We start from the raw sequence: 15,966 nt of genomic DNA, 5'->3' as shown, positions 1-15,966 counted from the left end.
AGCCGATCGAACCCTGAGCTGATCGAAAGGAACGCCGGTGAGCGAGGCCTTTCCCGCCTCCAAGGTGCAGGAACAGTTCTACGTCGCGCAGCAGGCCCTCGGCGACGCGACGACCTACCACGCGCCGCTCTTCCTGCGGGTGCGCGAACCGGCCGGCGCGCTGCGCGAGGCGGTCACCCGCCTGGCCGAGCGGCACGAGGCCCTGCGCACGACCTTCAGGCCCGGCGCCCAGGGACTGCTCCAGGTGGTCGCCGACGCCCCCGTCCTCGACTGGGTGGAGATCACCTACGCCGACGAGACCGAGCGGCGGCGGGACCTGGCCGAGCAGGCCCGGCGCCCCTTCGACCTGCACGCCGGTCCGCTGTTCCGCGCCGGGCTGCTGCGCTGCCCGGACGCCGATCCGGTGCTGATGCTCTGCTTCCACCACATCGTCTGCGACGGCTGGTCGATACGGGTGCTGACCGAGGAACTGGCCGCCGTCATCGCGGGGGAGGAGCTCGACCCCGAGCCGTTCCAGTACGGCGACTACGCCCTCTGGCACAACGAGTGGCTCGACAGCCTGGCGGGACGGCGGAAGATCGCCCACTGGGCGGAGACCCTCGGCGGGGACCTCCCCGTCCTGTCCCTGCCCGGATCGCCGCCCGGCGGGACCGCCGAGGAGCGACGGTCCCTGCCCGAGGCCGCGCTCACCCGGCTGGGTGAGCTGGCCGCCCGGAGCGGCAGCACGCTCTTCGTGACGATGCTCACCGCCTACAAGCTCGTGCTGGCCGACCGGAGCGGACTGCGCGACCTCGTGATCGGCACCCCGTCGGTCAACCGGGGCCGGGCCGAGTTCCAGCGCACGGTCGGCTGCTTCGCCAACATGATCGCGATCAGGACCGACCTGAACGGCGCCACCACCTTCCGGGAGGCGATGGAGCGGGTACGCTCCTCCGCCCTGGACGCCCAGGACCACCAGGACGTGCCGTTCGAGGTCGTCCTGCGCGCGGTGAACCCGCCACGTTCCGAGCACAGCCCGATCTTCCAGGCGGCCTTCTCGGTGGAGGACGTCACGGTCGAGCCGGCGGCCGGCCTCGTCCCCGTCCAGGTCGAGCTGGACACCGTCAAGTACCGGCTCCAGCTGCACGTCGACCTGGGCGGCCGCGTCGCGATCCTGCACGGCGCGACCCCGGACCTGGCCGAGGGGTTCGTCCGCGCGCTGGAGCTGGCGGCGGAGGACCCGGACCGGCCGCTCGCGGACTTCCTGACCGGGAAGGCCGCCACCGCCCCCGCGACCGGCGGTACGGCCGCCGGGCACGGCTACGTCCCTCCCCGCGACGACACCGAGAAGGTCCTGGCCGAACTCTGGACCGAGGTGATCGGCAGGGACCCCGTCGGCATCGACGACAACTTCTTCGCCCTGGGCGGCGACTCCATGCGGATCGTCCAGCTCGTGGCCAAGGCGGCCGAACGCGGCCTGGCCTTCCGGCTCCGCGACGTCCTGCGCAACCAGACCATCAGGGCCCTGGCCCCCCGGGTCGGCCACGCCGCGCCCGTGCGGCCACGGCCGGAACCCTTCGCCCTGCTCGACCCGGCCGACCGCGCGGCGCTTCCGCCCACCGCGGTCAACGCCTACCCCCTGGCCATGCTCCAGGCGGGCATGCTCTACCACACCGAGCTGGACGGCGCCTACCACGAGGTGGTCCGGTTCCGGCTGCGGCTGCCCGCCTACTCCGAACAGGCCTGGAGGACGGCCGCCGCCCGCCTCGTGGACCGTCACGACGTCCTGCGCACCTCCTTCTCACCCGGCGACTTCACCGTCCCCCTGCAGATCGTCCACGACCGGACGGCCGGACCGCCGATCACCTTCGAGGACCTCCGCGGACACCCCCGCGCCGCGGAGCTCGTCGCCGGCCGTGCCCGCCTGGAGGCGGAACTGCCGCTGGACCGGGAGCGCGGACCCCTTCTGCGGCTCCATCTCCAGCGCCTCGGCGACGACGACGTCCAGCTGTGGCTCGTCAGCCACCACGCGATCGTCGACGGATGGAGCCAGCAGGTGCTCCTCGACGACCTGTTCACGCTCTACCTGGCCGAGCTCGGACAGGCCACGCCCCAGCCCCCGCCCGCGGCGCGCTACGACGCGTTCGTGGCCCTGGAACTGGCCGCCCTGCGCGACGCCGGGCAGGCCGCGTTCTGGCGGGACCGGCTCGCCGGCCTCACCGCCACGACGGTCCCCGCCGCTCCGGGCCGGGCGGAGCCCGAGCCCGCCATGCGCGTGTGGGACCTGCCGGACGGCGAAAGGCTCGTCGAACTGGCGAAGAGGCTCCGGGTCCCGATGCGCCTGCTGCTGCTCGCCGTGCACCTGCGGGTGCTGTCCGCGCTGGGCGGCACCGACGACGTGGTCTCCGGCGTGGTCTACAACGGGCGGGTGCCCGAACCGGACGGCGACCGGGTGATCGGGCTCTTCCTCAACACGCTGCCCTTCCGCTGCGCCCTCGGCGACGGCAGCTGGGCGGAGCTCGTCGCGAAGGTGGCCGCGACCGACGAGGCGATCCAGCCGAACCGCCGCTTCCCCATGGCCGAGCTGCAGCGGATGAACGGCGGCGCGCCGCTGTTCGAGGTGTACTTCAACTACACGCACTTCCACAACGAGCGGCGGCTGGCCGTGGAGGTGCTCGACGCCGACAGCGCGGAGCCCACCAACTTCCTGTTCGGCGTGGAGTTCAACACCGACGCCGTCACCGGCCAGGTCGGCATGGGCATCCGCTTCGACGCCTCCCGTATCGCCGAGGCGGACGCGGAACGCTTCCACGGCTACTACCTGGCCGCGCTCGGCTCGCTGGTGGCCGATCCGGACGCGGCCCACTCCGGGGCCGAGCTGCGCGGAGCCGAGGAGATCCGGGCCGTGGAGGCCTGGAACCGGACGGAGACCGACCACCCCGGGCCGTACCTGCTGCACCGGATCGTCGAGGAGAGGGCGCGGCTGGTCCCCGACGCCCCGGCGATCGTCTTCGGCGACACCACGCTCACCTACCGCGAGGCCGACGCCCGGGCCAACCGGCTCGCCCACCACCTCGTCGAGCGGGGCGCGCGCCCCGGGGACGCGATCGGCGTCCGCCTGCCGCGTTCGGCCGACCTGCCCGTCGTGCTGCTCGCCGTCCTCAAGGCCGGATGCGCCTACCTGCCGATCGACGTGGACCACCCGCCCGCGCGGGCCGAGAGCCTGATCGCCGACGCCGGCGCGCGGATCGTGCTGACCGCGCTCCCGGACCTCTCCGGTCTCCCCGGCACGCCGCCCGCCGTCACGATCGGCGCGGACACCCCGGCGTACCTGATCTACACCTCGGGTTCCACCGGACGGCCGAAGGGCGTGCTCGTCTCCCACCGGGCGATCTGCAACCGGCTGCGATGGATGCAGGAGGAGTTCGCCCTCACCCCCGGCGACCGGGTGCTGCAGAAGACGCCCTACACCTTCGACGTCTCGGTCTGGGAGTTCTTCTGGCCGCTGATGGAGGGCGCCTGCCTGGTCGTGGCGGAGCCGGACGGCCACCGCGACCCCGAGTACCTGGTGGACGTGATCAACCGGGCGGGCGTCACGGTCGTCCACTTCGTCCCGTCGATGCTCGGTGCCTTCCTCGACGTGGCGGGGGCCCGCAGGTGTCCCGGCCTGCGGCTGGTGGTCTGCAGCGGCGAGGCGCTGCCCAGGGCGACGGCCGACGCCTTCCACGCCCAGTCCGCGTCGGCGCTGGTGAACCTCTACGGCCCGACCGAGGCGGCCGTCGACGTGACCTGCTGGAGGTGCGTGCCGGGCGAGCGGGGGCCGGTCCCGATCGGGCGCCCGATCGCCAACGTCCGCATCCACCTGCTGGACGCCCACGGCCGCGAGGTGCCCGTCGGGGTCACCGGGGAGCTGCACATCGGCGGGGCCGGGCTGGCCGAGGGCTACCACCGCGACCCGGAACTGACCGCCTCGCGGTTCATCGCCCACCCCCGGCTCGGGCGCCTCTACCGGACCGGTGACCTGGCCCGGTGGCGGGGCGACGGCGCGATCGAGTACCTGGGACGCACCGACCACCAGGTGAAGATCCGCGGCATGCGGGTGGAGCCGGGCGAGATCGAGGCGGTACTGACCGGTCACCCGTCGGTGGGGAGCGCCGCCGTGCTGCTCCGCGACGACCGCCTGGTGGCCTACCACACGGGTTCGGCCCCGGCGGAGGAGCTCCGGGCGCGCTGCGCCGAGGTCCTGCCGGAGCACATGGTGCCCTCCGCGATCGTGGCGCTCGCCGAACTCCCGGTGACCCCCAACGGAAAGCTGGACCGCGACGCGCTTCCGGCACCGGCGCCGCCGGAGGGCGGGGGGAGGGGACGAGAGCCGCGCACCCCCCGCGAGGAGGTGCTGGCTGCCCTCTTCGCGGAGGTCCTCGGCGTGGAACGGGTCGGCGCCGACGAGAGCTTCTTCGACCTCGGCGGCCACTCGCTCCTGGTCACCCGGCTCATCGCCCGCGTCCGGTCCGCGCTGGGCGCCGGCCTCGGCGTGCGGAGCGTCTTCGAACACCCGACCGTGGCCGGCCTGTCCACGCTGCTGGAGGAGACGGCGAACGCGCGGCCACCGCTGCGCCGGGCGGAACGGCCGGACCCGATCCCGCTCTCCCCGGCCCAGCAGCGCCTCTGGTTCATCACCCGGGCGGAGGGGAACGGCCCGGCCTACAACATCCCGGTGGCCTGGCGGATGCCGGGAGCGCTGGACGTCGAGGCGCTGACGCTGGCCGTCGGGGACGTGGCCGAACGGCACGAGATCCTCCGGACCGTGTTCCCCGAGCGCGACGGGCGGGGCGAGCAGCGGATCCTCGGCCCGGCCGAGGGGTGTCCCGGCCTCACCGTGACCGACGTCACCGAGGACGGCCTGCAGGCCGCGCTGAAGGCGGCGGCGGGCCACGTGTTCGACCCGGCCACGGACACGCCGCTGCGCGCCTGGCTCTTCCGGCTGGCCCCGGACCGCCACGTCCTGCTGTTGCTGATGCACCACATCGCCGGCGACGGCTGGTCGCTGGGGCCTTTGACGGACGACCTGACGAAGGCCTACCGGGCACGCCGCTCCGGCGCGGCCCCGCAGTTCCCGCCGCTGCCCGTCCAGTACGCGGACTACGCGCTGTGGCGGCACGAGGTCCTCGGCGCCGAGGACGACCCGGACAGCGTCCTGTCGCGGCAGTCGGCCTACTGGCGCGAGGCGCTGGACGGCGTTCCCGAGGAGATCCCGATCCCGAGGGACCGGGCGCGCCCGGCTCTTCCCGGTGGCCGGGGCGGCTCGGTGCTGTTCGAACTCGGCCCGGAGACCGTGCGCCGGCTGGAGGCGGTCGCGCGGCACGCCGACGCCAGCCTCTTCATGACCCTGCAGGCCGGGGTCGCGGCCCTGCTCCACCGGCTGGGCGCGGGCACCGACATCCCGGTCGGCGGGGTGGTGTCGGGACGGGTGGACGAGGCGCTCGACGACATGATCGGGTTCTTCGTGAACACCCAGGTACTGCGCTACGACCTGAGCGGCGACCCCACCTTCGCCGAACTGCTCGGGCGGGTGCGGGAGACCGACCTGTCGGCCTACGACAACCAGGACGTGCCGTTCGAGCACGTCGTCGGCCTGGTCAACCCGGTCCGCTCCGCGGCCAGGCATCCGCTGTTCCAGGTGATGGTCGTCTCCCACCCCGGCGGGGGGCGGGAGGCGGGTCCGCCGGACCCGTCGGAACCGTTCACGGAGGCCGAACCGGCGGATCTGGACGTGGCCAAGTTCGACCTCATGTTCGGCTTCTGGGAGGACCGCGGGGCGCGGACCTGCGCCGGGCGCCTGGAGTACAGCGCCGACCTCTTCGACCACGACACCGCCGAGCGGTACGTGGGCCTGCTGCTGGACCTGCTCGACCGGGCGGGCGCCGACCCGGCGTCGCGCGTCAGCGGTCTGGACCTGCTCGGCCCGGAGCGGAGGCGGTCGATCCTGGAGGACTGGAACGACACCGCCACCGAACTGCCGGAGGCCGGCCTGGCGGAGTCGTTCGCCGCGCAGGTCGCCCGGACCCCGGACGCGACCGCGCTGGTCGCCGCCGGTCGCGGGTTCACGTACGCGGAGCTGGACGCCCTGTCCGGCGCGTTCGCCGCCCGGCTGGTGAAACGGGGGGTCGGCCCGGAGGTCCCGGTCGCGATCCGGATGGAGCGCTCCGCGGACCTCGTCGTGGCGATCCTGGCCGTGGTCAGGGCGGGCGGGGTGTACGTCCCGCTGGACACCGGCGAGCCGGAGGGCCGGACGGCGTGGATCCTGGAGCAGACGGGCGCCGAACTCGTCGTGACCGGCCTGGGCGCGGGCGGCCTCGTCACGGCGGGCCTCGACGGGACCGGGCTCGACACGGCCGGCCCGGACGCGGCGGAGCTCGACGCGGCCGGGTTCGACGCGGCCGGGGACGGTGACCGGCCGGAGGTCGTCATCAGCCCCGACAACCTGTGTTACGTCATGTACACCTCCGGATCCACCGGCACCCCGAAGGGCGTCGCGGTCCGGCACCGGGACGTGGTCGCCCTGGCGTCGGACCGGTGCTGGCGGACAGGGGCGCAGGAGCGGGTGCTCCTGCACTCGCCGCACAGCTTCGACGCCTCCACCTACGAGATCTGGGTCCCGCTGCTGAACGGGGGCACGGTCGTGGTCCTGCCGCCCGGCATGGTGACGGCCGACGGGCTGGCGGCCGTCGTCGAACGGGAGCGGATCACCGGGCTGTGGCTGACGGCCGCCCTGTTCGACCACGTCGTGGCCGACCGGGCGGACTGCCTGCGCGGCCTGCGCGAGGTGTGGGCGGGGGGTGACGTGGTGCCGCCGGCGGCGGTGCGGCGGGCCCTGGAGGCCTGCCCAGGCCTGGTGTTCCGCAACGGCTACGGCCCGACCGAGACCACCACCTTCGCCACCAGGCACCCGGTCACGTCGTCCTCGGAGCCGGAGCAGACGGTCCCGATCGGCCGCCCGATGGACAACAAGCAGGTCTACGTACTGGACGACCACCTGAACCCGGTCCCGGACGGGGTGGCCGGTGAGCTGTACGTCGCCGGCGCCGGTCTCGCCCGCGGCTACCTCGGGCGGCCCGCCCTGACCGCGGAACGGTTCGTCGCCAACCCCTTCGGGCCGGGCCGGATGTACCGGACGGGCGATCTGGCCTACCGGAACCGGAACGGGGACCTGGTGTTCGCGGGCCGGGGCGACGACCAGGTGAAGCTGCGCGGCTTCCGGATCGAGCCCGGCGAGATCGAGGCGACGCTCGCCACCTGCCCCGGCGTGCTCCAGGCCGCCGTGCTGGCCCGCGAGGACCGTCCCGGCGACAGGCGGCTGGTGGCGTACCTGGTCGCCGACGGGCCGGGCCTGGACCTGGACGCGGTCCGGGACCACCTGTCCGACCGGCTGCCCCGGTACATGGTGCCGGCCGCGATCGTCGAGCTCCCCCGGCTCCCCGTGACCGGCAACGGGAAACTGGACCGGGACGCGCTCGCGGCGCCGGTGCCGGAGAGCCGGGCGGCGGGGCGGGAACCGCGTACCCCCCGGGAGGAGGTGCTGGCGGGCCTCTTCGCCGAGGTGCTCGGCGTGGAACGGGTCGGCGCCGACGAGAACTTCTTCGAACTCGGCGGGCACTCCCTGCTCATGGTCCGGCTGGTCGACGCGGTCAGGTCCGCCCTCGGCGCGGACCTGACCGTGGGCGCGGTGTTCCGGGCCCCGACGGTCGCCGAGCTGAGCGAACTGATCGGCGCGGGCACCGCCGACGACCAGCTGGACGTGCTGCTGCCCATCCGGCCGCGCGGGACGGGCACGCCGATCTTCTTCGTTCACCCGGGGGTCGGCCTGAGCTGGTGCTACGCGGGTTTCGCGGCGAGACTGAGCGGGGTGCCCCTCTACGGCCTCCAGTCCAGGGGGGTGCGTGACCCCCGCCTGCTCCCCCCGACCCTGGCGGCCATGGCCGCCGACTACCTGGAGCGGATCCGGGCGGTCCAGCCCCGTGGCCCCTACCGCCTGGCGGGCTGGTCGTTCGGCGGCAACGTGGCCCACGAGATCGCCGTGTCGCTGACCAGGTCGGGGGAGGAGGTGGGCCTGCTGGCCATGTTCGACTCCTACCCCTACGCCGGCGCCTCACCGGCCGGAACCCCCGAAACCCCCGGCGCCCCCGGCACTCCCGGCGCCGCGGAGCCCGAGCTGGATCGGTACCTGGCCGCCGCGGGCGCGATGGCCACGGAGCGGCAGGCCGAACTGACAGCCGTGCTCCTGGGCAACGCCGAGCTGGCCCGCGCCCACGAACCGGGGGTGTTCGCGGGGGACGTGCTGTTCTTCCAGGCCGACGGCGACGGCGACGCCGTCCGGCCCGGGGACTGGGGGAAGTTCGTCGCCGGGGAGATGCGGGTGCACCGGATCGCCGCCACCCATCACGACCTGATGGGAGCCGGGCCGCTGACGGAGATCGCCGCCGTCATCGCCCGCGAGCTGCGGGAGGGGCGCGAGGCGGACGGCGCCTGACGGGCCGGGGCCGTCGCGATCCGCCGCGGCCCCGGCCCGTCAGGGCAGCATGGCGCCGGCGTAGAGGGCGTGGACGGCGGCGCAGCGGCGCACGGCGGCCTCGTCGACGTACTCGCCGGGACCGTGGGAGACCTCCAGCAGGCCGGGGCCGTAGCCGAAGGCGGGGATGCCGAGCTGGGCGTACCAGCGGGTCTCCAGGATGCCCGGGCACATCTCGAAGCGGGCCGGGGCGCCGTGCAGGTCGGCGACGACGCGGGCGAGCGCGACTGCGGCGGGGTGGTCCCGCCGGGTTCCGGCGGAGGGTTGCGACTGGGTGGTGCGGACGGAGACCTCGGCGCCGATCTCGCGGGCGGCGTCCTCGACGACGCGGGTCAGGCGCCTCAGCTCGGCGTCGAGGTCCTCCTCGGGGTTGTAGCGGCCGTCGACGGTGAAGAAGGCCGAGCCGGGGACGACGTTGAACGAGGAGCCGCTGCCTGACAGGCCGCCGACGACGAGCATGTTCCCGCGGGCGTCCTCGGCGTTCATGGGGAAGGCGGTGTGCCGGCCGGCCATCTCCTCGGCGTGGCGTTCGACCCGGCGGGCGACGTGCAGCATGTGCCGGAAGGCGTTGACGCCGCGGTCGGCCTGCCCGACGTGGGCCTCACGGCCCCGGACCTCCACCCGCAGGGACAGGGCGCCGCGGGCGGCGTTCCAGACGACGCCGCCGCTGGGCTCGGCGGTGATCATCGCCAGGGCGGACGGTTCGACGAGCCCGGCGTCGCGCAGGTGGCCGGCGCCCAGGACGCTGCCGGTCTCCTCGTCGCAGACCAGGTGGACGACGATCCGCCCGGTGCCGATCAGGCCGAGCTCCCCGGCGGCGGCGGCGCCGTAGAGCATGGCGACGACGCCGCCCTTCATGTCGGCCGTGCCCCGGCCGACGATCCTCCCGTCCCGGCGTACGGGGGTGAACTGGTCGCGGCTCTGGGCGGGCACCACGTCGAAGTGCCCGTGGAAGTACAGCACCGGGCCGCCCTCGCCGACCGTGCCGCGCACGACGCAGGGGTCCTCGAGGCGGCCGGACGGATCGGGGACGCCGATGGTCTCCGGGGAGAGGCCGAGGCGGTCCATCGCCTCGTGCAGGATCCGGGCACAGCGGCCCAGCCCGCGCCCGGGGGGATTCTCGGAGTCGACGGCCACCAGGCGTCCGAGGAGACACGCCATCTCCTCGGCCCGTTCGTCGAGCCAGGTCTCGACCCGTGCGGCGCGGTTCGTCAAGGCGTCACCTCTCGTGTGGTCCGGCCCGCCGCCCGGGTCGCCCGGCGGAGAGCGGCGCACGGGCGGACGGGGGAGACATACGAGTAATTCTAGGATGAAAACGGCCTTATATGATTTCTGATTCGATCCCTAGAATGCCGATGTGAGCAATGAAAACATACTCGATGCCATTGACAGGGATATTTTGTTTCACCTGTCCCGGGACGGCCGGTTGACCAACGTCGAGCTGGCCAGGCGGGTGGGGCTCACCCCGCCCCCGTGCCTGCGCAGGGTGCGCCGCCTGGAGGAGGCGGGCGTCATCACCGGCTACCGGGCCGTCGTCGATCACCAGGCCCTCGGTGCCGGGCTGGAGGTCATCGTCTCGATCGAGGTGAGCGTGAGCGACCTGGGGACGCTGGAGGGGCTGGAGAGGACCATCGCCGCCTACGAGGAGGTCGTCGAGTTCCGCCGCCTGTTCGCCACCCCCGACTACCACCTGCGGGTCCTCGTCGCCGACTACGCCGCCTACGAGAGGTTCCAGACCGAGAAGATCATCGGCATTCCCGGCGTGGCGCGGGTGATCTCCCAGCCCACCATGAAGAGGATCAAGGTTCTCGACTGATCTCCCCGTGACCGCCCGAGGCTCGCCGGAGGCCTTCGGGGATCCGCTGATTACGCATTACAGAGTTTGAAATATGTAACTCGTAACTGTACGGTCGGGGCATGACCACACGAACACTCGGAAGGAACGGCGTCGTCAGCGCGCCGATCGGGCTCGGCTGCATGGGCATGTCCGACCTCTACGGGCCGTCCGACGAGGCCGAGAGCGTCGCGACCGTCCACGCCGCCGTCGACGCCGGGGTCACCCTGCTCGACACCGGCGACTTCTACGGCATGGGCGCCAACGAACTGCTCATCCGGGACGCGCTGCGGGCCCGGCCCGGCGACCGCGACAAGGTCGCCATCAGCGTCAAGTTCGGCAGCCTGCGCGGGCCCGACGGCGGGTGGGGCGGCTTCGACTCCCGCCCGGCCGCGGTGCGGAACTTCGTCGCCTACTCGCTCAGGCGGCTCGGCACCGACCACATCGACGTGTACCGCCCGGCCCGGCTCGACCCGGCCGTGCCGATCGAGGAGACCGTGGGCGCGATCGGCGAGCTGGTCACCGCCGGGTACGTGCGCCACATCGGGCTGTCCGAGGTGGGCGCGGAGACCGTCCGGCGCGCGGCGGCGACGCACCCGATCGCCGACCTGCAGATCGAGTACTCGCTGCTGTCACGCGGCATCGAGGACGAGATCCTGCCGGTCTGCCGGGAGCTGGGCATCGGCGTCACCGCGTACGGGGTGCTGGCCCGGGGCCTGATCAGCGGGCACTGGTCCAAGGAGCGCCCGCCCGCCGCCGGCGACTTCCGCGCGCACAGCCCGCGTCACACCGGCGCGAACCTCGACGCCAACCTGGCGCTGGTCGAACGGCTGCGCGCGATCGCCGAGGAGCGCGGGGTGTCGGTGGCGCGGATCGCGATCGCCTGGGTGCTCGCGCAGGGCGACGACATCGTGGCGCTGGTCGGCGCCCGGCGCCGGGACCGGCTCGCCGAGGCACTCGGCGCGGCGGAGGTGTCCCTGTCCGCCGAGGACCTCGCGCGCATCGAGCGGGCGGTGCCGCCCGGCGCCGCGGCCGGTGACCGCTACCAATCGGCGCAGATGGCGATGCTCGACAGCGAACGCTAGGGTTGCCCACCGTGCCTACCGTGCCCACGACGCCCACGACGCCCACGACGCCCACCAGGCCCGACCACGTGCTCACCCCGGAGCGGATCGTCGCCGCCGCCGAGGAGACGCTGCGCCGGTTCGGGCCCGCCAAGGCGACCGTCGTCGACGTGGCGCGGACCCTCGGGGTGAGCCACGCCGCCGTCTACCGGCACTTCCCGAGCAAGACCGCGCTGCGCGAGGCGGTGACGAGCGCCTGGCTGGCCGGGGTCCGGCAGCCCCTGGAGGAGGTGCGGGCCGGGGAGGGCCGGCCCGCCGCGCCGCTCCTGAGGGAGTGGCTGACGGTGCTGGCGCACCGGAAGCGGGAGCGCGCGCTGCGCGACCCGGAGCTGTTCGCCACCTACGTGACGCTGGTACGGGATTCGAGCGGCGCGGTGGAGGCGCACGTCTGCGAGCTCCTCGCCGACCTGACCGGCATCATCGCCGCGGGCGTCGAGCAGGGGGCGTTCCTGGCGCCGGATCCGGGCGCGGCGGCCCGCGCGGTGCTCAACGCGACGAGCCCGTTCCACAACCCCGCCTACGCCGAGGACTGGAGCAGGCCGTCGTTCGAGCGGGACCTCCGGGACGTGCTCGACCTCGTCCTGCGCGGGCTGTCCCGCGCGACCGGCGGCGACGGCACGGACGGGGGACGGCCATGCTGATCGGGACGGCGCCGGTGGGCGAGGCGGGGACATGCCGATCGGCGCCGGCGGACGGGGGACGGGCATGGTGATCAGGGCGGCGCGGACGGACGAGGCCGGGTTCCTGAGCGAGCTGGCGATCCGCTCCAAGGCCCACTGGGGCTACGACGAGGCGTTCATGGCGGCCTGCCGGGACGAGCTGGCCGTCCCCGCCTCGGAGGTCGAGAGCATGCGGACCACGGTGGCCGAGCACGACGGCCGCGTCCTCGGCTTCGCCACGCTGGAGGGGGACCCGCCGGAGGGGGCGCTGGGCATGCTCTTCGTCGAACCCGACGCGATCGGCCGGGGCGTCGGCCGGCACCTGTTCGAGCATGCCGTCGGCACGGCCGCGGACCTCGGCTTCGAGCGGCTCACCATCGACGCGGACCCGAACGCCGAGCCGTTCTACCTGGCCATGGGCGCCACCCGGATCGGGGCGACCCCGTCCGGCTCCGTTCCCGGGCGGATGCTCCCGCTGCTCGCGATCACCGTCGCGGACCGGCGGGCGCGGGGGTGAACCGCCCCGGGGCCCGCGCCGGTGACGGGCCCCGAAAGCCGGCGGCTCACGCGGCCGGGCCCGTCCCGCGACCGGGTGAGGCCTGTTCACGGCCGGGAGCCGCCGGCGGGGTCACCGGGGAGCGGCCGGAGGGGCGTGGCCCCTGCGGCGGATCTTGATGTCGCGCATGTCCGTCACCGCGACGCGCAGGATGCGGTGCGGGTACCCGTGAGCCTCCAGCGCCGCCGTGGCCCGCAGGGTGACGCTGCGCTCGTCGTCGTCCTCCTCGGGGGGCACCTGGCAGCGGAAGGTGAACGACGAGAGGCTGGAGTCGCAGGTGAAGGTGCCCGCCTCGGTGAAGCCGCCCGGCAGGAGGCCGGCTCCCGACGACAGGCGGGCGCGGTCCGCGGCGCCCAGCCCGTCGAACGTCCCGCTGATCAGAACTCTGAACATCATCGGTCCTTCCGGACGGCATAGGTGAGGACGGGCTCGCCGAGCAGGTCCTCGACGACGTCGAGGAGGCGCAGCACCGCCGTGGCGATCGTCCCCGGGGACTCTCCGGCCGCGGTGAGCCGGCCGATCTCGGTGAAGACCAGCGAGTGGGCCAGGCCGATCTGGGCGGCCACCACCCGGGGCAGCGGGTCGTCGGGGCCGGTGCCGGTCTCCTCGGCGAGCACGGCCGCCAGGGCCGCGGTCATCTGCCGGCCGAGATCGTCCAGCCGGGCGGTCAGCGTGGGGGCGGCCCGCATCATCTCGTAGACGCGGCCGAACCCCTCGGTCAGGCCCAGCTCCCGGTCGTGGCGGCGCACCATGTCGCGCAGGCGGTCCAGCACGGCCCGGGCGGCGGACTCACCGGGGTCGCGCCGCAGGACGATGTCGGCGAGCCGCCGCTCGGCCGTCCGCTGCGGGTCCAGGACCAGGTCCTCCTTGGCCTGGAAGTAGTTGTAGAGGGTGTTCACCGAGACCTCCGCCGCGGCGGCGACCTCCGCGATCGTGACGTGGTCGAAGCCGCGTTCCACGAACAGGCCGAGCGCCACGTCGTGGATGTGCCGCCGTGTCCGGCGTTTCTTCTGCTCCCGCAGCCCTTCGGTCATGGGCAGAAGATTAAGTGGACTTCAAATATGAAGTCCACTGCATTTTTGCAGTGCACCCCAGTGATTTCGCCCGTACGTGCCGTCCCTAGGCGGGCAGGGCGCTCGCGAGACGCCCGCGCAGGCGGGCCGCGTCCTGGGCCGGGGGCAGGCCGTAGCGGCGCCGGTACTCGCGGCTGAACTGCGTCGCGCTCGCGTACCCGACCGTCTCGGCCACCAGGGCCGCTGTGGTGTCACCGGTGACCAGCAACCGCCGCGCCTCCCGCAGCCGCAGGTCCTTCTGGAACCGCAGCGGGCTCAGGCCGGTCGCGGCCTTGAAGTGCCGGTACAGCGTGGCCGCGCTCATGTGCGCCGCCGCCGCGATCGACTCGACGGTGAGCGGCTCGGCGTAGTGCGCGCAGATCCACCCGGTCGCCGCGCTCACCCGGGCGGCGGCCGAGCCGGTCAGCGCCAAACGGCGCAGGGTGGGGCCGAGGGAGCTGCCGAGCAGCCGGTAGAGGATCTCGCTCTCGATCCGGGCCGCCAGCGGGCGGATGTCGTCCGGGGTGTCGAGCAGCCGCACCCACCGGGTGACCGCGTCGACGAGCTCCGGCGTCATCGGCGCGGTGACCTGCCCGCCGGGCCCGGCCGTCGAGGCCGTCGAGGCCGGTGCGGCCGGTGCTGCCTCCTCCAGTTCCAGCAGCAGGCCGGCGAGCGTCCGGCCGTCGAGCCGCAGCACCGCCGCGCGGTACGGCGTCCGCTCGAACACGGTGGTGACCGGCACGTGGAGCGAGCTCAGCATCATCTCACCGCTCCCGGCCACCCGGCTGCGGTCGCCGGTGACGGTGCGCTTGGCGCCGCCGGCGATGAAGCAGATCATCGGCTCGTACATCAGCTCGGTGGGGCCGATGGGCTCGTCGATCGTGACCAGGGTGAGGTGGGGGACCGCGCTCTCGGACCACAGGTCGTCGTTGTGCCGGGCGATCGCCGCCGCGAGCTCGTCCAGCATGCCGTGCTCCTTCGTTGAGAGGATCGGGCAATACTATGCGGCCCCGGCCTCATGACCTCCCGGGGGAGGTGTCCCTACCGTGGGGGCATGACACAGCATGAGCGGAACCTGCCCAAGCGCGCGCTCGGCACCCAGGGGCTGGAGGTCGGCGCGATCGGCCTCGGCACGATGGGCATGACCATGGCCTACGGCGCCGCCGACGAGGAGGGCGGGATCGCCACCGTCCGCCGGGCCTACGAGCTGGGCGTCACCTTCTACGACACCGCCGAGCTGTACGGCATGGGCACTGGCAGCAACGAGCGACTGCTCGGCCGCGCCGTCAGGGACTTCCGGGACGACGTCGTGATCGCCACCAAGTTCGGCTTCGACCTGAGCGACCCGCGGAACGTGGGGACGGCGCTGGACAGCCGGCCGGAGCACATCCGCGAGGTCACCGAGAACAGCCTGCGCCACCTCGGCACCGACCGCATCGACGTGCTGTACCAGCACCGCGTCGACCCGGACGTGCCGATCGAGGACGTGGCGGGAACGGTCGGTGAGCTGATCGCCGAGGGCAAGGTGCGCTACCTCGGGCTCAGCGAGGCGGGCCCCGAGATCATCCGCCGCGCCCACGCCGTCCACCCGGTGTCGGTGCTGCAGACCGAGTACTCGCTGTTCGAGCGCGCCGTCGAGGCCGACGTGCTGCCGGCCGTACGCGAACTGGGCATCGGGTTCGTGCCGTACTCGCCGCTGGGCCGGGGTTTCCTCACCGAGGCGGTGAGGCCCGCCGCCGACTACCCCGCGGACGACATGCGCAGCTGGGACGACCGCTGGCAGCCCGGCAACTACGAGAGGAACCTGGCCGCCGTCGGCGAGCTGACCGCGCTCGCGCGGGCCAAGGGGATCACGGTCACGCAGCTGGCGCTCGCGTGGCTGCTGGCCCGGGGCGAGGACATCGTGCCGATCCCGGGCACCCGCAGCGCGCGGCGCGTCGCCGAGAACGCCGCGGCCGCGCACGTCACGCTCACCCCGCAGGACCTCGCCCGTATCGAGGGGATCCTGCCGCGCGGCGCGGCCGGATCCCGGTATCCGGAGGCGATGATGCCGTCCTGGTGACGCCGCGCCCCGCCCCCGCCGCCCCCGCCGCCCCCGCCGTCCCCGCCGGCCCCGTCCCCGCCGGTCCGGGCCGGCGTCGTTGACAGGCCGGTGACTTCTCGCGATCATGGAAGCGCCGTTCGGGCCCCGCG

The 15,966-nt window shown here is 73.8% G+C and carries 10 protein-coding genes; 6 read left to right on the top strand and 4 right to left on the bottom strand.

Annotated elements, in window-relative coordinates:
• The first annotated feature begins 37 nt into the window (after positions 1-37).
• Entirely contained in the window at positions 38-8,509 is an 8,472-nt protein-coding gene (locus AB0G16_RS20990; protein ID WP_362807194.1) for an amino acid adenylation domain-containing protein, read from the top strand.
• Positions 8,510-8,548: 39 nt separating this feature from the next.
• Here AB0G16_RS20990 and AB0G16_RS20985 read toward each other — a convergent pair whose 3' ends face one another.
• Positions 8,549-9,763: a M20/M25/M40 family metallo-hydrolase gene (locus AB0G16_RS20985; RefSeq protein WP_362807192.1), complete on the bottom strand. Its 1,215-nt coding sequence runs from the start codon at positions 9,761-9,763 to the stop codon at positions 8,549-8,551.
• A gap of 142 nt (positions 9,764-9,905) precedes the next feature.
• Between AB0G16_RS20985 and AB0G16_RS20980 the strand changes: the two genes are divergently transcribed.
• The 4 genes from AB0G16_RS20980 to AB0G16_RS20965 all read left to right on the top strand — a co-directional run bounded on the left by AB0G16_RS20980 (position 9,906) and on the right by AB0G16_RS20965 (position 12,682).
• Positions 9,906-10,364: an Lrp/AsnC family transcriptional regulator gene (locus AB0G16_RS20980; protein WP_362807190.1), complete on the top strand. Its 459-nt coding sequence runs from the start codon at positions 9,906-9,908 to the stop codon at positions 10,362-10,364.
• Positions 10,365-10,465: 101 nt separating this feature from the next.
• Positions 10,466-11,467 carry an aldo/keto reductase gene (locus tag AB0G16_RS20975; RefSeq protein ID WP_362807188.1) on the top strand — a complete coding sequence of 334 codons (1,002 nt, stop codon included), beginning with the start codon at positions 10,466-10,468 and terminating at the stop codon, positions 11,465-11,467.
• Between the two features lie 20 nt (positions 11,468-11,487).
• A complete protein-coding gene (locus AB0G16_RS20970; protein WP_362807186.1) occupies positions 11,488-12,147 on the top strand; it encodes a TetR family transcriptional regulator in 660 nt (219 codons plus the stop codon).
• 31 nt (positions 12,148-12,178) lie between these two features.
• Entirely contained in the window at positions 12,179-12,682 is a 504-nt protein-coding gene (locus AB0G16_RS20965) for a GNAT family N-acetyltransferase (RefSeq protein WP_362807184.1), read from the top strand.
• A gap of 111 nt (positions 12,683-12,793) precedes the next feature.
• On the opposite strand, the gene AB0G16_RS20960 is transcribed toward AB0G16_RS20965, so the two are convergent.
• From AB0G16_RS20960 to AB0G16_RS20950, 3 genes are all read right to left on the bottom strand, one after another.
• A complete protein-coding gene (locus AB0G16_RS20960; RefSeq protein WP_362807182.1) occupies positions 12,794-13,117 on the bottom strand; it encodes a DUF6204 family protein in 324 nt (107 codons plus the stop codon).
• A complete protein-coding gene (locus tag AB0G16_RS20955; protein ID WP_362807179.1) occupies positions 13,114-13,755 on the bottom strand; it encodes a TetR/AcrR family transcriptional regulator in 642 nt (213 codons plus the stop codon). Before AB0G16_RS20955 ends, AB0G16_RS20960 begins: the two co-directional genes overlap by 4 nt.
• 85 nt (positions 13,756-13,840) lie before the next feature.
• On the bottom strand, positions 13,841-14,740 hold the full coding sequence (locus tag AB0G16_RS20950; RefSeq protein WP_362807176.1) for an AraC family transcriptional regulator: 900 nt from the start codon (positions 14,738-14,740) through the stop codon (positions 13,841-13,843).
• 87 nt (positions 14,741-14,827) lie between these two features.
• On the opposite strand from AB0G16_RS20950, the gene AB0G16_RS20945 reads away from it, so the two are divergent.
• On the top strand, positions 14,828-15,835 hold the full coding sequence (locus AB0G16_RS20945) for an aldo/keto reductase (RefSeq protein WP_362807173.1): 1,008 nt from the start codon (positions 14,828-14,830) through the stop codon (positions 15,833-15,835).
• Positions 15,836-15,966: the final 131 nt, after the last annotated feature.

The sequence above is a fragment of the Streptosporangium sp. NPDC023615 genome (genome assembly GCF_040640155.1).
In the GTDB taxonomy this organism is placed as follows: domain Bacteria; phylum Actinomycetota; class Actinomycetes; order Streptosporangiales; family Streptosporangiaceae; genus Streptosporangium.
The sequence above is the reverse complement of the archived record's forward strand: the minus strand, read 5'-3'. Positions and strand labels throughout refer to the sequence as shown.